Raw genomic sequence first — 18,223 nt, forward strand, 5'->3', positions numbered from 1 at the left:
TAGTGACCGGACAGAATGAATCTTCAGGTTGAGTATCAGCCACCGCGCGACGCGCCGCTGCTGCGTTTTTTCATGCGCTATGAGCAAACCAACGCCAAAACCGAATACCTGCCGCACCAGCACGACTGGGGCCAGGCGATATTCGTCACCAGCCACGTGCTGGAGATGGAAGTAGAGGGCGAGCGGCTGCTGACGCCGGCCGAGATGCCGATCTGGATCCCGCCGGGGCAGCGCCACAGCAGCTACAACCACTGTCAGGCGCAGTTTCGCACCTTCAACCTTGCCGCGGATTTATGCGCCGGCATGCCGGAGAAAGCCTGCCTGCTGAGCGTGGACGCCATCGTGCACGCCATCATGAATGATTTTGCCCGCCGCGCGCTGGAGCAGCCGCAAAGCGACGCCGACTGGCGGCTGTGCGAAGTGCTGATTGATCGGCTGCGTCTTGCACCGGTGAATACCAGCTATCTGCCGATGTCCGACGATAAATTCCTCGCACCGATTCTGCGCGCGCTGGAAGAGAACCCGGGTGATAACACCACGCTGGCACAATGGGCGAAGCGCGTGTTTACCACCGAGCGTACGCTGGCGCGGCGCTGTCAGCAGCAGTTGCAGATGTCATTCAGCGAGTGGCGCCAGCGTTTACGCTTTTTGCGCGCAATTGCGCTGCTGGAGCAGGGCTGCAGCGTGCAGGGCATCGCCCACGAGCTGGGTTACAGTTCCGCCTCCGCGCTGATCGTGATGTTTCAGCAGCAGGCCGGCACCACGCCGGATCGCTATCGCAGTCGGTTAGGTTAATCCCCGGCTTTGTGCCATGATATGCCCCGTTTATTTCAAGCAGACAGGACCGCCGCCGTGAAAATTCTCGTCGATGAAAATATGCCCTACGCCCGTGAACTGTTCAGCCGCACCGGAGAGGTGGTGGAGGTGCCGGGCCGCCCGCTGCCGGCAGCCGAACTGCAGGATGCCAGCGCGCTGATGGTGCGCTCCGTCACCAAAGTGGATGCCGCGCTGCTGGCCGGCACGCCGGTGAAGTTTGTCGGCACCGCCACTGCCGGCACCGATCATGTCGATGATGCCTCGCTGGCGGCGGCCGGTATCGGCTTCTCGGCCGCGCCGGGCTGTAACGCGATTGCGGTGGTGGAGTACGTGTTCTCCGCGCTGCTGCTGCTGGCCGAACGCGACGGCTTTGATCTGCGCGATCGCACCGTGGGCATCGTCGGCGTCGGTAACGTGGGCGGACGGCTGGCCAAACGCCTCGCCGCGTGGGGAGTAAAAACCCTGCTGTGCGATCCGCCGCGCGCCGATCGCGGCGATGACGAAGATTTCCACTCGCTCGACGCGCTGGTGGCCCAGGCCGATATCCTGACCTTTCACACGCCGCTGTTTAAGGACGGCCGCTACAAAAGCTGGCATCTGGCCGATGCTGCACTGCTGATGGCGCTGCGCCCCAACACCATCCTGATCAATGCCTGCCGGGGGCCGGTGGTGGATAACGCCGCGCTGCTGGAGGTGCTCCGGTTGCGTAACGATCTCAGCGTGGTGCTGGACGTGTGGGAACCGGAGCCGGATCTCAACCTCGATCTGCTGGACAAGGTCGATATCGCCACTGCGCATATCGCCGGTTATACCCTTGAAGGGAAAGCGCGCGGTACCACTCAGGTGTTTGAGGCGTGGAGCGAATTTATTGGTCAGCCGCAGCAGGTGGCGCTGGACACGCTGCTGCCGCGCCCCGAATTTGACACCCTTACGCTGCACGGCAAACTCGATCAGCCGACGCTGAAACGCCTGGTGCATCTGGTGTATGATGTGCGCCGCGACGATGCGCCGCTGCGCAAAGTGGCCGCGCAGCCGGGCGAATTTGATCGCCTGCGCAAGCAGTATGTCGAGCGCCGCGAGTGGTCTTCGCTGCAGGTGATCTGTGATGACGCGGAGAGCGCGGCGCTGCTCAATCAGCTTGGCTTCAGCGCCACGCTGCAGGCGAATCACTAATCTCTGATTTTTCTGAATTAATGGGCGATGCATGTCATCGCCTCTCTTTTTTATGTCATTGTCTGGAGTAAACCAACATGTCTGACGGCTGGAATATTGCGCTACTGGGCGCGACAGGCGCAGTAGGGAACGCTGTACTGGAACTGCTGGCGGAACGCCAGTTCCCGGTTGGTGAGTTGTATCTGCTGGCGAGTGAAAACAGCGCCGGTGAAAGCGTACGCTTTGATGGCCGCTCGCTGCGCGTGCAGGACGCCGCAGAATTTGACTGGGCGCAGGCGCAGCTGGCGTTCTTTACCGCCGGCCGTGAGGCGTCGGCGCGTTATGCCGAAGAAGCCGCCAGCCAGGGTTGCCTGGTAATCGACAGCAGCGACCTGTTCGCGCTGGAGCCGGACGTGCCGCTGGTGGTGCCGGATGTCAATCCACAGGTGCTGGCGGATTACCGCAATCGCAACATCATTACCGTGGCCGATGCGCTGGTGAGCCAGCTGTTAAGCGCCATCAAACCGCTGGTGGATACCGCCGGTTTAGGCCGTCTGCAGGTGACCAATCTGGTGTCGGTCTCCAGCCACGGTAAAGCAGCAGTTGATGGACTGGCCGGTGAGAGCGCGCGGCTGCTGAACGGCGTACCGGCCGATGAGCACTATTTTGGCCGCCAGCTGGCGTTCAACCTGCTGCCGCAGCAGGCGGACAGTGCCGGCAGCGTGGCGAGCGAGCGCCGACTGGTCGATCAGGTGCGTAAAGTGCTGCAGGACGAAGGATTACCGATTGCGGTGAGCAGCGTGCAGGCGCCGGTGTTCTACGGCAACGCGCAGATCGTCTATATCGAAAACCTGCGGCCGCTGTCGGCGGAGGAAGCGCGTGACGAACTGGCGCGCGCCGACGATATCAGCCTGAGCGATGACGGTGATTACCCGACGCCGGTCAGCGACGCCTCCGGCAGTGAAGCCCTGAGCATCGGCAGCGTGCGCAATGACTACGGCATCCCGGAGCTGCTGCAGTTCTGGTCGGTGGCCGACAACATCCGCTTCGGTGGCGCGCTGATGGCGGTGAAAACCGCAGAGAAGCTGGTGCAGGAGTATCTGTATTAATGCTGGAAGACGCGACCCCGTTTAAGCTGGCGCTCGGCATTGAGTATGACGGCAGCCGTTACTACGGCTGGCAGCGCCAGAATGAAGTACGCAGCGTGCAGGAAAAGCTGGAAAAAGCGCTGGCGAAAGTGGCCAATCACCCGGTAAACGTGTTCTGCGCCGGACGCACCGACGCGGGCGTGCACGGCACCGGCCAGGTGGTGCATTTTGAGACCACCTCCTCGCGTGCCGACAGCGCCTGGACGCTGGGCGTGAACGCCAACCTGCCGGACGATATTGCGGTGCGCTGGGTGAAAGCGGTGCCGGAAAGCTTTCACGCGCGCTTCAGTGCCACCGCGCGCCGTTATCGCTACGTGATCTACAACCAGCGGCTGCGTCCGGCTATTCTCGGCAACGGCATTACCCATTTTTACCATCCGCTGGATGCGGAAAAGATGCACCGCGCCGCCCAGGCTTTACTGGGCGAGAACGATTTTACTTCGTTCCGTGCGGTGCAGTGCCAGTCGCGCACGCCGTGGCGCAACGTGATGCATCTCAACGTCACGCGCCTGGGGCCGTACGTGATTGTCGATATCAAAGCCAACGCCTTCGTGCATCACATGGTGCGCAATATCGTCGGCAGTCTGCTGGAGATTGGCTGCGGCAATCAGCCGGAAACGTGGATGGCCACGCTGCTGGCGGCAAAAGATCGCACGCTGGCGGCGGCAACGGCGAAAGCCGAAGGGCTGTATCTGGTGGCGGTGGATTACCCTGCTCAGTTTGCGTTACCTCAGCCTGCGCTGGGACCGTTGTTCCTCGCGGATTCATTTTAATCGGAAAGTGTCAGGGAGTTAGCTGTTATGGAGTTTATCCACTTTATCGTCGATTTCATTCTGCACATTGACGTGCATCTGGCCGAGCTGGTGGCGCAGTACGGCATCTGGATTTACGCCATTTTGTTCCTGATTCTGTTCTGTGAAACCGGGCTGGTGGTTACGCCGTTCCTGCCGGGTGATTCGCTACTGTTCGTCGCCGGTGCGCTGGCGGCGCTGCCGGGCAACGACCTCAACGTGCACCTGATGGTGACGCTGCTGGTGATTGCCGCGATCCTCGGCGACGCGGTTAACTACACCATTGGCCGGCTGTTTGGCGAGAAGCTGTTCAGTAACCCGAACTCGAAAATTTTCCGCCGCAGCTACCTCGACAAAACCCACGCGTTTTACGATCGCCACGGCGGCAAAACCATTATACTTGCGCGCTTTGTGCCAATCGTGCGAACCTTTGCCCCCTTTGTGGCGGGAATGGGACACATGTCTTATCGCCACTTCGCGCTCTTTAACGTGACAGGCGCGCTGCTGTGGGTCCTGCTATTCTCCTATGCCGGTTACCTGTTTGGTGACCTGCCGGTGGTGCAGGAAAACCTTAAGTTGCTGATTGTCGGCATCATCATTGTCTCGGTACTGCCAGGCGTGATTGAAGTGTGGCGTCACCGCCGGCAGGCGCGTCAGCACAAGTCGCAGTAAGCCTGTTACCAGATTTTTATCCACAGCGTGAACGGGTTGTGGTTTAATGAGCGACATTTACGGCCTGCTGAAGGTGATTTCAGCAGTAACGACAAGACTGGACCAGGTCAGCATTAAACAGAAAGGTCATCAATGAGCTGGATTGAACGCATACTGAATAAAAGCACTACCACGCCTTCGCGCAAAGCCAGCATCCCGGAAGGGGTGTGGACCAAATGCGATAGCTGTGGTCAGGTGCTGTACCGCGCCGAGCTGGAGCGCAACCTTGAAGTCTGCCCGAAGTGCGACCACCACATGCGTATGCACGCGCGCGAGCGTCTGCATAGCCTGATGGATGAAGGTTCGATGACAGAGCTGGGTAGCGAGCTGGAACCGAAAGACCTGCTCAAGTTCCGCGACTCGAAGAAGTACAAAGATCGTCTGGTTGCGGCACAGAAAGAGACCGGCGAGAAAGATGCGCTGGTGGTAATGAAAGGCCAGCTGCACGGTATGCCGGTGGTGGCTGCCGCGTTTGAGTTCTCCTTTATGGGCGGCTCAATGGGCTCGGTGGTCGGCGCCCGTTTCGTGCGTGCGGTTGAGCAGGCGCTGGAAGACAACTGCCCGCTGATCTGCTTCTCCGCCTCTGGCGGTGCGCGTATGCAGGAAGCGCTGCAGTCGCTGATGCAGATGGCGAAAACCAGTGCGGCGCTGGCAAAAATGCAGGAGAGCGGTCTGCCGTATATTTCGGTACTGACTGACCCGACCATGGGTGGCGTCTCCGCCAGCTTCGCGATGCTGGGCGATTTAAACGTCGCAGAGCCAAAAGCGCTGATCGGCTTTGCCGGCCCACGCGTAATTGAACAGACGGTACGTGAAAAGCTGCCGCCGGGCTTCCAGCGCAGTGAGTTCCTGATCGAAAAAGGCGCGATCGACATGATCATTCGTCGTCCGGAAATGCGCTTTAAGCTGGCCAGCCTGCTGGCGAAAATGATGAACCTGCCGGCACCGCTGCAGGATGGTGATCGCCCGACTGCGGCTGAGCCGGAGAGCAACGAAGCCTGACAGGCAACCGAAAGGCGCAGAGTGATGCGCCTTTTTATTCATGCACCACATCGTAAAGAGCTAACAGGGCACATGGACACTCTTCACCTCCCGCAAGCCACGTCGCCTCTGGCCACGTGGCTTCATTATCTTGAGCATCTGCATTCTCAGGCTATCGATCTGGGCCTGGACCGTATTCAGCGCGTCGCCGCACGCCTCGACCTGCTAAAACCCGCTCCGTTTGTCTTCACCGTCGCCGGCACCAACGGCAAAGGCACCACCTGCCGTACGCTGGAAACCCTGCTGATGGCTGCAGGCTATCGCGTTGGCGTCTACAGCTCGCCGCATCTGGTGCGTTACACCGAACGCGTGCGCGTGCAGGGCGCTGAGCTGGATGAAGCCCGGCACAGCGCCAGCTTTGCCGCCATCGAGGCCGGACGCGGCGATATTTCGCTCACCTACTTTGAGTTTGGCACGCTGTCCGCGCTCAATCTGTTCCGTGAAGCGCAGCTGGATGTCGTGATTCTGGAAGTGGGGCTGGGTGGCCGGCTGGATGCGACAAACATTGTCGACGCCGACGTGGCGGTGATCACCAGCATTGCGCTGGACCACACCGACTGGCTGGGGCCGGATCGCGCCAGCATCGGCCGCGAGAAGGCCGGCGTATTCCGCGGCGGTAAACCGGCGGTGGTCGGCGAGGCCGATATGCCCGACACCATTGCCCAGGTGGCCGCGGAGAAGGGTGCGCAGCTGTTACAAATTAACCGCGACTGGCAGTGGCAGCGCGAGGGCGACACTTGGACGCTGCAGGATGCCCAGGGTGAACTGCGCGATCTGCCGCTGCCCCGGGTGCCGCTCCCTAACGCGGCCACCGCCATTGCGGCGCTGCGCGCTTCCGGCCTGACGGTGAGCGAGGCGCTGATTCGTCAGCATCTGCCGCTGGCGATTCTGCCGGGACGTTTCCAGACGGTCAGCACCGCGCCGCGCGTGATCCTTGATGTGGCACACAATCCGCATGCGGCTTATTATCTGGCTTCACGTCTCGCTGAGCTGCCGGCACACGGCACAGTGCATGCGGTGGTTGGCATGTTGCACGACAAGGATATCGCCGGGACGCTGGCTGCGCTGGCGCCGCAGGTCAACCGCTGGTTCTGCGCGCCGCTCGACGGCCCGCGCGGCGCGTCCGCTGATCAGCTGATGGCGCATCTGCAGGGCGGCAGCGCCTGGCAGAGCGTTGAAGCCGCGTGGCAGGCGGCGCGGCAGCAGGCTCAGCCCGACGATGTGATTCTGGTGTGCGGCTCGTTCCACACCGTAGCGCAGGTGATGCAATCGATGGCAGCGGAGAACGGCAGTGGCAAGTAAGTTTCAGAATCGTTTAGTGGGCACGGTGATTCTGGTGGCGATTGGCGTCATCGTGTTGCCGGGTCTGCTGGATGGTAAGAAAAAGCATTATAAAGAGGAGTTCGCGGCGATTCCGCTGGTGCCAAAGCCTGACGATCAGCAGGACAGCGAAATGGTGCCGCCGGTGACGCAGCCGCTGCCGTCGCAGCCGCCAGAAGGTGCGAGCGCGGCGCAGCAGGCGCCCGCCAGCAGCGCAACGCAGAGCAGTGCCGCCAGCGGCAGCACGCAGCCAGCGCAAAACAGCCAGCCCAGCGTCGTGACGCCGCCGCCGGTGCACCAGCAGCAGAAGCCGGCAGAGCAGGTGAAGCCGAAGCCGGTCGAGCAGCCGAAGCCTAAACCGGTGGAGCAGCCGAAACCGAAGCCGGCAGAACAACCGAAAGCGACAGAACAGCCAAAAACTTCAGAGCAGTCTAAAGCGGCGGAAACGCCGAAGCAGAGCGAGCCGGCCGCGCCAGCAGGACAGGCGTATGTGGTACAGCTCGGCGCGCTGAAGAACGCCGCCAAAGTGAATGAGATCGTGGCGCAGCTGCGGCTCTCCGGCTATCGTGCCTTTACCGTGCCGTCGACGCCGGTGCAGGGGCAGATCACCCGCATTTACGTCGGGCCGGATGCGTCCAAAGCGAAACTGCAGGGCGCACTCGGTGAGCTGAAAGGCATCTCCGGCCTCGGCGGTGTTGTGAAGCCGTACAGCACACGCTGATCAACTGATAAGCCGCGCCGATAGCAGAAACAGGCGCGGCTTTTGGCGTGTTTTTTAGCGAAGCGTTACTGAAAATTTATGGAATGTCAGCAGGTTAAATGGCTGACATCAACCAGGGCGAGGAAAGTTTTTTTCATCGCCCTTTTTCTCGGGACAGAACCGGAAAACCCTACGCAAACGTTTTCTTTTTCTGTTAGAATGCGCCCCGAACTGGATGCAGGGGTGCAAATGCACTGTACTGGAAGCGTTCATGATCTGGATTGATTACGTCATTATTGCGGTAGTTGGTTTTTCGGCTCTGGTCAGCCTGATTCGCGGGTTTGTCCGGGAAGCCTTATCTCTTGTTACCTGGGGATGCGCGTTTTTTGTCGCCAGTCATTACTACGCCTACCTTGCAGTCTGGTTTACAGGTTTTGACGACGAACTGGTTCGCAACGGCATCGCCATCGCGGTGTTATTCGTTGCCACCCTGATTGTGGGTGCCATCGTGAACTATGTGATCGGCTCGCTGGTTGAGAAAACCGGCTTGTCGGGAACCGACAGGGTGTTGGGGGTCTGTTTCGGGGCGTTGCGTGGCGTGCTGATTGTATCCGCCATTCTCTTCTTCCTTGATACATTCACCGGCTTTTCAAAAAGTCCGGACTGGCAACAGTCTCAACTCATTCCCCAGTTCAGTTACATCATCAGGTGGTTTTTCGATTACCTGAAAAGCACGTCGAGTTTTTTACCCCGGTAACACCGGGAGTGCGGCTAATGAGGAAATGACAACATGTGCGGTATTGTTGGTATCACCGGTTTTATGCCAGTAAACCAGTCGATCTATGACGCGTTAACGGTGCTGCAGCACCGCGGGCAGGATGCCGCCGGCATTTGTACCATCGATGCGCTGAACTGCTTCCGTCTGCGTAAGGCCAATGGCCTGGTCAGCGACGTGTTTGAAGCGCGCCACATGCAGCGTTTGCAGGGAAATATGGGTATCGGCCACGTGCGTTATCCGACTGCCGGCAGCTCCAGCGCCTCTGAAGCGCAGCCCTTCTACGTGAACTCGCCGTACGGCATCACGCTGGCTCACAACGGTAACCTGACCAACGCCCATGAACTGCGCAAGCAGCTGTTTGAAGTTGGTCGCCGTCATGTGAATACCACCTCAGATTCCGAAATCCTGCTCAACATCTTTGCTCAGGAGCTGGATCGTTTTCAGCACTATCCGCTGGAAGCTGACAACATTTTTGCTGCCGTGGCGGCGGTGCATCAGCAGGTGCGCGGTGCTTATGCCGTGGTGGCGATGATTATCGGTCACGGCATGGTTGCGTTCCGCGATCCTAACGGTATCCGTCCGCTGGTACTGGGCAAGCGTGAGCTGGCCGATGGCCGCACCGAATACATGGTGGCCTCAGAGAGCGTGGCGCTGGATACGCTCGGCTTCGAATTTATTCGTGACGTTGCGCCAGGCGAAGCGGTGTACATCACCGAGCAGGGTCAGCTCTCGACGCGCCAGTGCGCAGAGAACCCGAAAAGCAATCCGTGCCTGTTCGAGTACGTTTACTTTGCGCGTCCGGACTCGTTCCTCGACAAGATCTCCGTCTACAGCGCACGCGTGCGCATGGGCACCAAGCTGGGCGAGAAAATTGCCCGCGAGTGGGAAGATCTTGATATTGACGTGGTGATCCCGATTCCGGAAACCTCGACCGATACCGCGCTCGAGATCGCCCGTATTCTTGATAAGCCGTACCGCCAGGGTTTTGTGAAAAACCGCTACGTGGGCCGTACCTTTATCATGCCGGGCCAGCAGCTGCGCCGCAGTGCGGTACGCCGTAAGCTCAACGCCAACCGCGCTGAGTTCCGCGATAAAAACGTGCTGCTGGTGGATGACTCGATTGTGCGCGGCACCACCTCTGAGCAGATTATCGAGATGGCGCGTGAAGCGGGCGCGAAGCGCGTCTATCTGGCGTCGGCGGCACCGGAAATCCGCTTCCCTAACGTCTACGGCATCGATATGCCGAGCGCTACCGAGCTGATTGCGCACGGCCGTGAAGTGGAAGAGATTCGTCAGCTGATTAAAGCCGATGCGCTGATTTTCCAGGATCTGCAGGATCTGATCGACGCGGTGCGTGAAGAGAACCCGGATATTGCCCAGTTCGAATGCTCAGTGTTTAACGGCATCTACGTCACCAAAGACGTTGACCTGCAGTATCTGGAATATCTGCAGTCGCTGCGTAACGACGATGCCAAAGCGATTGCGCGTCAGAATGAAGTGGAGAACCTGGAACTGCATAACGAAGGTTAAGGTCAGTCTCAGGCAGACGAAACAGGGCGGGCGCAATCCCGCCCTGTTTGTTTTTGTATTTATGGCGGCGGAGCGGCTATTATTGGCGCACTCTTTTGCAGCAAGGCTGAATTATGAAACGACTCATCATTGGTATTTCCGGCGCCAGCGGCGCGATCTACGGCGTGCGTATGCTGCAGGTGCTGCAACCGTTAGCCGAAGTGGAAACCCATCTGGTGATGAGCCCGGCGGCGCGGCAGACGCTGGCGCTGGAGACCGATTACAGCCTGCGTGACGTGCAGGCGCTGGCCGATGTGGTGCACGATGTGCGCGATATCGCCGCCAGCATCTCGTCCGGCTCGTTCAAAACGCTGGGTATGGCAATTCTGCCGTGTTCCATGAAAACCCTGTCCGGCATTGTGCACAGCTACAGCGACAGTCTGCTGACGCGTGCCGCCGACGTGGTGCTGAAAGAGCAGCGCCGGCTGGTGCTGTGCGTGCGGGAAACCCCGCTGCATCTCGGTCATCTGCGCATGATGACCACCGCTGCCGAACTCGGCGCACTGATTATGCCGCCGGTGCCGGCGTTTTATCACCGCCCGCAGCGCATCGACGATTTGATTGATCAGACGGTCAACCGCGTGCTGGATCAGTTTGATATCGAGCTGCCGGAAGATCTGTTTACCCGCTGGCAGGGTGCATGATGGTGCAATAATGCACTGAATGCGTGCAAAAGCGCGGGGCCGATCACTGTTCGTGCATCTTGTGCACCAAAAGTTAACAATCTCACTTTTTCTTCCTCACACCGCTGTTATATTTCCCTCACAAACTAAGTGCTTGCGTCCCAGATGGACGCGGTATTTAGTGCGCCTGCGCACAGTTTCGCCGATTTGCACAACTGGCATGAAACCTGCAAAACATTCAGCGCAAACACATCACGCACCACATAACAATAAGCACTTCACTTGAGGGTTACCTATGAAAAAGCGAGTTCTGGCTCTTTCTCTGATGCTGGCTATGTCCGGCGCTGCGAGCGTGTTCGCAGCGGTACCGCAGTCGCTGCGCATCGGGACCGATCCAACTTACCCGCCGTTTGAGTCCAAGAACGCGCAGGGCCAGCTGGTTGGCTTTGATATCGACCTGGCCAACGAGATCTGTAAGCGTATCAAGACCAAATGTACTTATGTGGAAAGTGATTTCGATGCGCTGATCCCGTCGCTGAAAGCGAAGAAGATCGACGCCATCATCTCTTCACTCTCAATCACCGAGAAACGTCAGGAAGAGATCGCCTTCTCGGAAAAACTGTATGCAGCGAACGCGCGTTTAGTGGCGCCGAAGGGGTCTAAACTGCAGCCGACCATTGAGTCGCTGAAGGGCAAGAACATCGGCCTGCTGCAGGGCACCACGCAGGAAACCTACGCCAATGAATACTGGCGTCCAAAAGGGGTGACCGTCACGCCGTATGCCAACCAGGATCTGGTGTATCAGGACCTGAACGCTGGTCGTATTGATGCGGCGTTCCAGGATGAGGTGCAGGCGAGCGAAGGCTTCCTTAAGCAGCCGGTCGGGAAAAACTACGCGTTCGCCGGTCCGGCGGTGAAAGATGACAAAATCTTTGGCGTCGGCACCGGTATGGGCCTGCGTAAAGATGACGCTGATTTGAAAGCTGCCATCGACAAAGCTTTTAACGACATGCGCAAAGACGGTACCTACGACAAGATTGCGAAGAAGTACTTTGATTTCAACGTTTACGGCGATTAAGACTCCTGTTCCTGAACGGGTGTATTGAGTCACGCTAACGTGGGTCATAACTATTCACTCCGGGCGCTTACTTATGTAAACTCCCGGAGTTCATACGCTTGCCACCATCCTTCCGTGATTCACATCCTGGTCAGGACTGTCCGTGTGTTGTTGGACAGCGTTTGTTTATTTCCCTCACGACAGGATCGAACCCATGTTGTATGGCTATTCTGAAGTAATTCTCAAAGGCACGCTGGTGACCCTTGAGCTGGCGCTCAGCTCGGTGGTACTGGCCGTGGTGCTGGGCCTGATAGGGGCCGGCGCCAAACTCTCCCGCAATCGCCCGCTGGCGATGATTTTTGAAGGCTACACCACGCTAATCCGTGGCGTACCCGACCTGGTGCTGATGCTGCTGATCTTTTACGGTCTGCAGATTGCCCTCAACGCCGTAACCGATGCGCTCGGCATGGCACAGTTTGATATCGACCCGATGGTGGCCGGTATTATTACGCTCGGCTTCATCTACGGTGCTTACTTCACTGAAACCTTCCGTGGCGCGTTTCTCGCGGTGCCGAAAGGGCAGATTGAAGCCGCCACCGCCTTCGGCTTTACCGGATCGCAAACCTTCCGCCGCATTCTGTTCCCGGCGATGATGCGCTTTGCGCTGCCCGGCATCGGCAACAACTGGCAGGTGATCCTCAAAGCCACCGCGCTGGTGTCGCTGCTCGGCCTTGAAGACGTGGTGAAAGCCACGCAGCTGGCCGGCAAAAGTACCTGGCAACCGTTCTACTTCGCGATTGTCGCCGGGGTGATTTATCTGGTGTTTACCACGCTGTCCAACGGCGTGCTGTGGTGGCTTGAACGCCGCTACTCGGTAGGGGTGAAAAGGGCAGAGTTATGATCGAGATTATTCAGGAGTACTGGAAACAACTGCTCTGGACCGACGGTTACCGTTTTACCGGCGTGGCCATCACGCTGTGGCTGCTGATTCTGTCCGTAGTGATCGGCGGCAGCCTTGCGGTGCTGCTGGCCATCGCGCGCGTGTCGCCAAATCGCTATATCTCCACGCCGGTGTGGCTGTTTACCTATGTGTTTCGCGGCACGCCGCTGTATGTGCAGCTGCTGGTGTTCTATTCCGGCATGTACACGCTGGAGGTGGTGAAAGGCTCCGAGCTGCTGAACGCCTTCTTCCGCAGCGGCCTGAACTGTACGCTGCTGGCATTTACACTGAACACCTGTGCTTATACCACCGAGATTTTTGCCGGTGCCATTCGCGCCGTGCCACACGGTGAAATCGAAGCCGCGCGCGCCTATGGTTTCTCGCCGTTTAAACTTTACCGCTGCATCATTCTGCCGTCGGCGCTGCGCACCGCGCTGCCCGCCTACAGCAATGAAGTGATTCTGATGCTGCACTCCACCGCGCTGGCGTTCACCGCCACCGTGCCGGATTTGCTAAAAATCGCGCGCGATATCAACTCGGCGACCTATCAGCCGTTCACCGCGTTCGGCATCGCTGCGGTGCTGTACCTGATTATCTCTTACGTGCTGATTAGCCTGTTCCGCCTTGCGGAGCGCCGCTTCCTCGCGCATGTGAAACCCTCTTCGTCGCACTGAGTATGACTATGGCTGAAAATAAATTAAGCGTTACCGAACTGCATAAGCGTTACGGTGAACATGAAGTTCTGAAGGGCGTGTCGCTGCAGGCCAACGCCGGCGATGTGATCAGCATTATTGGCTCGTCCGGTTCCGGGAAAAGTACCTTTTTACGCTGCATCAACTTCCTCGAAAAGCCGAGTGAAGGCACCATCGCGGTTAACAACGAGGCGATAAACCTGGTGCGCGACACCGATGGCCAGCTGAAAGTGGCCAACAAGGAGCAGCTGCGTTCGCTGCGTACCCGGCTGACTATGGTGTTCCAGCACTTCAATTTGTGGAGCCACATGACGGTGCTGGATAACGTTACTGAAGCACCGATTCAGGTGCTGGGGATGAGCAAAGCCGAAGCGCGCGAGCGGGCAATTAAATACCTCGATAAAGTCGGTATTGATGCGCGCGCGCGTGCCAAATACCCGGTGCATCTGTCAGGCGGCCAGCAGCAGCGTGTTTCGATTGCCCGCGCGCTGGCGATGGAGCCGGAAGTGTTGCTGTTTGACGAACCGACCTCGGCGCTCGATCCAGAGCTGGTAGGCGAAGTGCTGCGCATCATGCAGAAGCTGGCCGAAGAGGGCAAAACCATGGTGGTAGTGACGCACGAGATGGAGTTCGCCCGTCACGTATCCAACCACGTGATTTTTCTGCATCAGGGTAAAATCGAAGAGCAGGGCGCGCCAGACGAACTGTTCGGCAACCCGAAAAGCCCGCGCCTGCAGCAGTTTTTGAAGGGATCGTTGAAATAGGTTTCTGAACCGTAGCGGCGCAATGTATTGCGCGTTTCCCGGCGATGTGGCGGTCAAACCCGCGCGATACATCGCGCCGCGACGAATCACAGAAATATTTAATTAATCATGCAGCAGTTTCAGCGCGGTGTCTTCATCCGTTACCAGCCCGGAGATCCAGCCGCCGTGCAGCGCGGCGTGAATCGCTGCGTATTTGCGCGCGCTGCCGGCAAAGCCGATGATATTGCGCTGCGTCTGGCTCTCCAGCAGCACGCTGGTCAGCAGCTCATCGGTTTCGCCGTATACCCGCTCTCCCTGCTGATTGAAAAAATGCCCCAGCATTTCACCCACCACGCCGCGCGCGTTGAGCGCTTCTACCTGCGCATCGGTGATAAAGCCTTCGGCATTGAGCGGGCAGCCCGGCATCACTTCGCCAATGCCGACAAACGCCACGTTCGCCTGCAGCGCACGCTGGGTGACGCGCTGATAGACCTGATGCTGCACCCACATCGTCTTATCCTGCGGCGTGTCAGCATACAGCGGCGCCGGAATGAAGAAATATTTGCCCTGCATCTTCTCCGCCATTTTCAGCGGTACGTCGTAGCGGGTACCGGAATCGTCACGCGCAATCGCGCCGATCATCGACACACACTGATGCTGTGGCCGTTCAACCCACGGCAGCGCATCAATCATTGAGCGCAGCGTTTTGCCGGAACCGATGCCAAACACCTGCGGGGTCTCTTCGTTGATAAACTGCGCCATCACCGCCGCACCTTCAACCGCCAGCATTTGCTGAATCGCCTCATCATCCAGCCCGGCTGACGGCACCACGCGGCACAGCGTCAGGCCAAACTTTTGTTCGATCTCGCGCGCCAGATGCAGGCAGTGCGTGACCGGATGGTCGATCTTCACGCTGACCATGCCCATTTCACGCGCGCTGGAAACCAGCCGCTGTGCCACCTGCCGCGATAAGCCCAGCGCGCGCGCAATCTCCTGCTGCGTGACGCCCGCCACGTAATACATCCACGCTGCCCGCGCTGCCAGCTCCTGCTTCTTCTCGTCTCTGCTCATCGCCTTGTTCCGTCAAACTCCGATGCGCCAGTTTATCGCGTCTTGCCCCTGAAGCGTTAACTGAGCAAAAGCCCTAAAAAAGAGCAAAAGTATTAAATGTGATGGATCTCGCAGAACGATCGCCCCGGCGGCGACTATGCTACGCCTCATCGGGCAAATGCCCTCCATTGTGGCAAATGTTTATTTCGAGGCGACTATGACGACGAAATCAGTGTGGATGCATATCGGCGCAGGCTCTTTTCACCGTGCGCATCAGGCGTGGTATCTGCACCAGCTGCGCCAGCAGGGCGATGACAGCTGGAGCATCGCGCTCGGCAACATCCGCGGCGATGCGGTAGCGCTGCTCAACCAGCTGCAGGCGCAAAACGGCGAGTACGTACTGGAAACCGTGACGCCGGAGGGCGAGCGCGCGTATGAAACCATCACTTCGCTGCGCACCATTCTGCCGTGGGATGCGGAGATCAGTGCGCTGGTGGCACAGGGCGCCAGCGCTGAGACAAAAGTGATCGGTTTTACCGTGACCGAAGCCGGTTATTACCTGACGCCGGCGCATGAACTCGATCTCAGCCAGGCGGATATTCAGGCCGATCTCCGTGGTGAGGCGCGCACTATTTACGGCGCGCTGACCCGCATTCTGCGCCAGCGCGTGGCCAGCGGCGGTGCGCCGGTCACGCTGCTCAACTGCGACAACCTGCGTCACAACGGCGAACGTTTCCGTCACGGCATGCTGGCGTTTCTTGCTGCGCAGGGCGACCACGCGCTGGCCAGCTGGGTGCGCGATAACACCACTTCGCCAAACACCATGGTGGATCGCATCACGCCGCGTCCCACGCCGGATGTCGCCGAGCGCGTCAAAGCGGCCACCGGTAGAGACGATGGCGCGGCGGTGATGGCGGAATCGTTTATCCAGTGGGTGATTGAGGATGATTTCATCGCCGGACGCCCGGCGCTGGAAAAGGTGGGCGTGGAGCTGGTGGCGTCGGTGCTGCCGTGGGAAGAGGCGAAAATCCGCATCCTCAACGCCACGCACGCGGCGATTGCCTGGGCAGGCACGCTCACCGGCCATGACTACATTGATGACAGCACGCGTCAGCCTGCGATTTATCAGCTGGCGTACGACTACATCACGCAGGACGTGATCCCGTCACTGTCGCCCAGTCCGCTGGATCTGGCGGATTACCGCGACGTGGTGCTGGCGCGCTTTAGCAATCCCTACATCAAAGATACCAACCAGCGCGTCGGTGCCGATGGGCTATCGAAAATCCCCGGCATGGTGACGCCAACGCTGCGCGAATGCTATCAGCGCGGCGCAGAACCGACCGCCACCGCCGTGCTGCCGGCGCTGTTCTACCTGTTCCTGCAACGCTGGGCCAGTAACCAGCTGCCGTATGCCTATCAGGATGGCGTGCTCAATGCTGACGCGCTGCGCCAGCAGCTGAGCGGCGAGAATGCGCTGCGGCGGTTCCTCAGCGACCGCGCGCTGTTTGCCGAACTGGCCGATGACCGCGCTTTTCATGCGCTGGTGACGCGCAGCGTAGACGCCATTGAGCAGCAACTGCTGCAGCCGGCGACGGTGTAAGGAGCGCACAGCATGTATCTCGGCATTGATATTGGCACCTCTGAACTCAAAGCGCTGATCGTTAACCCGCAGGGCGAAATTGTGGCGTCGAATCACGCCACGCTCAGCGTGCAGCGCCCGCATCCGCACTGGGCGGAGCAGGACCCCGAGCGCTGGTGGCAGGCGTGTGGTCAGGCGATCGCCGGGCTGCGCCAGCAGGCACCGGACGCGTGGGCCGCGATCCGCGCCATCGGTCTTTCCGGTCAGATGCACGGCGCCGTGCTGCTGGATGCCGCCGGTGAGGTGCTGCGGCCGTGCATATTGTGGAACGACACGCGCAGCGCGGCGCAGTGTGATGCGCTGCGCCAGCAGCATCCGCAGATGATGGAAATCGCCGCCAACCTGATTATGCCCGGCTTTACCGCGCCGAAACTGCATTGGGTGGCGGAACATGAGCCCGAAATTTTCCGCCGCATCGACAAGGTGCTGCTGCCGAAGGATTACCTGCGCTGGCGTCTGACCGGGCGCTTTGTCAGCGAGCCGTCGGACGCCGCCGGTACGCTGTGGCTCGACGTGGCGCAGCGCGACTGGTCTGACGCACTGCTGGCGATCAGCGGGCTGACGCGCGCACAGATGCCCGAACTGGTTGAGGGCAGCGCGGTCAGCGCCACGCTGCGCGCCGATCTGGCCAGCGAATGGGGCTTAGCCGCCACGGTGAGCGTGGCCGGCGGCGGCGGTGATAATGCCGCGTCGGCGGTGGGCGTCGGTGCGGTTAATGCGGGCGATGCCTTTATCTCGCTAGGCACATCGGGCGTGATCTTCGTGGTTAACGATCGGCTGCGCGCCGATCCGCAATCCGGCGTGCACGCTTTCTGCCATGCGCTGCCGGGACGCTGGCACCAGATGAGCGTGATGCTCAGCGCCGCCAGTTGTCTGCGCTGGCTGTGCAATCTGCTGTCGGTCACCGAAAGCCAGCTGATGGACGAGATGGCACAGCTCAGCGCGGAACAGCTGCGTCAGGCACCGCTGTTTCTGCCGTATCTCTCTGGCGAACGCACGCCGCATAACGATCCGCAGGCGACCGGGGCATTTTTCCATCTGCGCCACGAAACGCCGCGCGCGCTGCTCGGCTATGCGGTGATTGAGGGCGTGGCGTTTGGCCTGGCGGATGGCCTGGCAGTGCTGGGCGATACGCAGCGGCAGATTCAGCAGTGCAGCCTGACCGGCGGCGGTGCGCGCAGCACGCTGTGGGCGCAGCTGATTGCCGACGTGCTGCAGCTGCCGATAGTTACCCATCCGGCCAGCGCCTCCGGCGCGCTGGGTGCGGCGCGACTGGCGTGGCTGGCCGACGGCGGCAGCGAAGCCGACGTGTGCCTGAAGCCGCCAGTGCAGGCGCGCTATCAGCCCGATGCGGCGCGCGGGGCCGTGCTGCAGCAGCGGCTGCGCCTGTTCCGTGAACTCTATGTACAACAACAGCAGGCGCGCGCGTTGCTGCCTGCCTGATCGGATTAGC

The 18,223-nt window shown here is 59.8% G+C and carries 18 protein-coding genes; 17 read left to right on the forward strand and 1 reads right to left on the reverse strand.

Going from position 1 to position 18,223, the window contains the following annotated elements; translation table 11 throughout:
* The first annotated feature begins 15 nt into the window (after window positions 1-15).
* The 15 genes from ABVR31_RS06400 to hisP all read left to right on the forward strand — a co-directional run bounded on the left by ABVR31_RS06400 (window position 16) and on the right by hisP (window position 14,102).
* A complete protein-coding gene (locus tag ABVR31_RS06400; RefSeq protein WP_021509174.1) occupies window positions 16-795 on the forward strand; it encodes a helix-turn-helix domain-containing protein in 780 nt (259 codons plus the stop codon).
* A 57-nt stretch (window positions 796-852) separates the two neighbouring features.
* A complete protein-coding gene (gene pdxB, locus ABVR31_RS06405) occupies window positions 853-1,989 on the forward strand; it encodes a 4-phosphoerythronate dehydrogenase PdxB (protein ID WP_372772155.1) in 1,137 nt (378 codons plus the stop codon).
* Window positions 1,990-2,066: 77 nt separating this feature from the next.
* Window positions 2,067-3,077 carry an aspartate-semialdehyde dehydrogenase gene (locus ABVR31_RS06410; protein ID WP_104093061.1) on the forward strand — a complete coding sequence of 337 codons (1,011 nt, stop codon included), beginning with the start codon at window positions 2,067-2,069 and terminating at the stop codon, window positions 3,075-3,077.
* Window positions 3,077-3,889: a tRNA pseudouridine(38-40) synthase TruA gene (truA, locus tag ABVR31_RS06415; RefSeq protein WP_058758421.1), complete on the forward strand. Its 813-nt coding sequence runs from the start codon at window positions 3,077-3,079 to the stop codon at window positions 3,887-3,889. The genes ABVR31_RS06410 and truA overlap by 1 nt, the downstream gene beginning before the upstream one ends.
* A 27-nt stretch (window positions 3,890-3,916) precedes the next feature.
* On the forward strand, window positions 3,917-4,579 hold the full coding sequence (locus ABVR31_RS06420; RefSeq protein ID WP_010617492.1) for a DedA family protein: 663 nt from the start codon (window positions 3,917-3,919) through the stop codon (window positions 4,577-4,579).
* A 132-nt stretch (window positions 4,580-4,711) separates the two neighbouring features.
* Window positions 4,712-5,620 (forward strand): acetyl-CoA carboxylase, carboxyltransferase subunit beta, encoded by a 909-nt coding sequence (accD, locus tag ABVR31_RS06425; protein ID WP_372772158.1) that lies wholly within the window; start codon window positions 4,712-4,714, stop codon window positions 5,618-5,620.
* Window positions 5,621-5,692: 72 nt separating this feature from the next.
* Entirely contained in the window at window positions 5,693-6,961 is a 1,269-nt protein-coding gene (gene folC / locus ABVR31_RS06430; protein WP_372772160.1) for a bifunctional tetrahydrofolate synthase/dihydrofolate synthase, read from the forward strand.
* Window positions 6,951-7,700, forward strand: a complete 750-nt coding sequence (gene dedD / locus ABVR31_RS06435) for a cell division protein DedD (protein WP_372772162.1) — start codon at window positions 6,951-6,953, stop codon at window positions 7,698-7,700. Before folC ends, dedD begins: the two co-directional genes overlap by 11 nt.
* A gap of 250 nt (window positions 7,701-7,950) precedes the next feature.
* A complete protein-coding gene (gene cvpA, locus ABVR31_RS06440; RefSeq protein WP_021509181.1) occupies window positions 7,951-8,436 on the forward strand; it encodes a colicin V production protein in 486 nt (161 codons plus the stop codon).
* A 33-nt stretch (window positions 8,437-8,469) separates the two neighbouring features.
* Window positions 8,470-9,987 (forward strand): amidophosphoribosyltransferase, encoded by a 1,518-nt coding sequence (gene purF / locus ABVR31_RS06445; RefSeq protein ID WP_021509182.1) that lies wholly within the window; start codon window positions 8,470-8,472, stop codon window positions 9,985-9,987.
* Window positions 9,988-10,100: 113 nt separating this feature from the next.
* Window positions 10,101-10,670 (forward strand): UbiX family flavin prenyltransferase, encoded by a 570-nt coding sequence (locus ABVR31_RS06450; protein WP_058769895.1) that lies wholly within the window; start codon window positions 10,101-10,103, stop codon window positions 10,668-10,670.
* 274 nt (window positions 10,671-10,944) lie between these two features.
* Entirely contained in the window at window positions 10,945-11,727 is a 783-nt protein-coding gene (gene argT / locus ABVR31_RS06455; protein WP_031280032.1) for a lysine/arginine/ornithine ABC transporter substrate-binding protein ArgT, read from the forward strand.
* A gap of 193 nt (window positions 11,728-11,920) precedes the next feature.
* Entirely contained in the window at window positions 11,921-12,607 is a 687-nt protein-coding gene (locus ABVR31_RS06460) for a histidine ABC transporter permease HisQ (protein WP_021509185.1), read from the forward strand.
* Entirely contained in the window at window positions 12,604-13,320 is a 717-nt protein-coding gene (locus tag ABVR31_RS06465) for an ABC transporter permease (RefSeq protein ID WP_021509186.1), read from the forward strand. The genes ABVR31_RS06460 and ABVR31_RS06465 overlap by 4 nt, the downstream gene beginning before the upstream one ends.
* Before the next feature lie 8 nt (window positions 13,321-13,328).
* Window positions 13,329-14,102, forward strand: a complete 774-nt coding sequence (gene hisP, locus ABVR31_RS06470) for a histidine ABC transporter ATP-binding protein HisP (protein ID WP_372772166.1) — start codon at window positions 13,329-13,331, stop codon at window positions 14,100-14,102.
* A gap of 102 nt (window positions 14,103-14,204) precedes the next feature.
* On the opposite strand, the gene ABVR31_RS06475 is transcribed toward hisP, so the two are convergent.
* Window positions 14,205-15,152 (reverse strand): sugar-binding transcriptional regulator, encoded by a 948-nt coding sequence (locus ABVR31_RS06475; protein WP_132464988.1) that lies wholly within the window; start codon window positions 15,150-15,152, stop codon window positions 14,205-14,207.
* A 196-nt stretch (window positions 15,153-15,348) separates the two neighbouring features.
* Between ABVR31_RS06475 and dalD the strand changes: the two genes are divergently transcribed.
* Window positions 15,349-16,731 carry a D-arabinitol 4-dehydrogenase gene (gene dalD, locus ABVR31_RS06480; protein ID WP_372772168.1) on the forward strand — a complete coding sequence of 461 codons (1,383 nt, stop codon included), beginning with the start codon at window positions 15,349-15,351 and terminating at the stop codon, window positions 16,729-16,731.
* A 12-nt stretch (window positions 16,732-16,743) separates the two neighbouring features.
* Window positions 16,744-18,213 carry a xylulokinase gene (gene xylB, locus ABVR31_RS06485; RefSeq protein ID WP_215800806.1) on the forward strand — a complete coding sequence of 490 codons (1,470 nt, stop codon included), beginning with the start codon at window positions 16,744-16,746 and terminating at the stop codon, window positions 18,211-18,213.
* Window positions 18,214-18,223 lie beyond the last annotated feature (10 nt).

The organism is Pantoea sp. WEP (assembly GCF_041678305.1).
GTDB classification, from domain to species: domain Bacteria; phylum Pseudomonadota; class Gammaproteobacteria; order Enterobacterales; family Enterobacteriaceae; genus Pantoea; species Pantoea dispersa.

Excerpts from the sequence above, each read along its gene's own strand:
- ABVR31_RS06400 (WP_021509174.1), top strand. The coding sequence starts at position 16 with ATGAATCTTCAGGTTGAGTATCAGCCACCGCGCGACGCGCCGCTGCTG.
- ABVR31_RS06410 (WP_104093061.1), top strand. The coding sequence starts at position 2,067 with ATGTCTGACGGCTGGAATATTGCGCTACTGGGCGCGACAGGCGCAGTA.
- truA (WP_058758421.1), top strand. The coding sequence starts at position 3,077 with ATGCTGGAAGACGCGACCCCGTTTAAGCTGGCGCTCGGCATTGAGTAT.
- ABVR31_RS06420 (WP_010617492.1), top strand. The coding sequence starts at position 3,917 with ATGGAGTTTATCCACTTTATCGTCGATTTCATTCTGCACATTGACGTG.
- accD (WP_372772158.1), top strand. The coding sequence starts at position 4,712 with ATGAGCTGGATTGAACGCATACTGAATAAAAGCACTACCACGCCTTCG.
- folC (WP_372772160.1), top strand. The coding sequence starts at position 5,693 with ATGGACACTCTTCACCTCCCGCAAGCCACGTCGCCTCTGGCCACGTGG.
- cvpA (WP_021509181.1), top strand. The coding sequence starts at position 7,951 with ATGATCTGGATTGATTACGTCATTATTGCGGTAGTTGGTTTTTCGGCT.
- purF (WP_021509182.1), top strand. The coding sequence starts at position 8,470 with ATGTGCGGTATTGTTGGTATCACCGGTTTTATGCCAGTAAACCAGTCG.
- ABVR31_RS06450 (WP_058769895.1), top strand. The coding sequence starts at position 10,101 with ATGAAACGACTCATCATTGGTATTTCCGGCGCCAGCGGCGCGATCTAC.
- argT (WP_031280032.1), top strand. The coding sequence starts at position 10,945 with ATGAAAAAGCGAGTTCTGGCTCTTTCTCTGATGCTGGCTATGTCCGGC.
- ABVR31_RS06460 (WP_021509185.1), top strand. The coding sequence starts at position 11,921 with ATGTTGTATGGCTATTCTGAAGTAATTCTCAAAGGCACGCTGGTGACC.
- ABVR31_RS06465 (WP_021509186.1), top strand. The coding sequence starts at position 12,604 with ATGATCGAGATTATTCAGGAGTACTGGAAACAACTGCTCTGGACCGAC.
- hisP (WP_372772166.1), top strand. The coding sequence starts at position 13,329 with ATGGCTGAAAATAAATTAAGCGTTACCGAACTGCATAAGCGTTACGGT.
- ABVR31_RS06475 (WP_132464988.1), bottom strand. The coding sequence starts at position 15,152 with ATGAGCAGAGACGAGAAGAAGCAGGAGCTGGCAGCGCGGGCAGCGTGG.
- dalD (WP_372772168.1), top strand. The coding sequence starts at position 15,349 with ATGACGACGAAATCAGTGTGGATGCATATCGGCGCAGGCTCTTTTCAC.
- xylB (WP_215800806.1), top strand. The coding sequence starts at position 16,744 with ATGTATCTCGGCATTGATATTGGCACCTCTGAACTCAAAGCGCTGATC.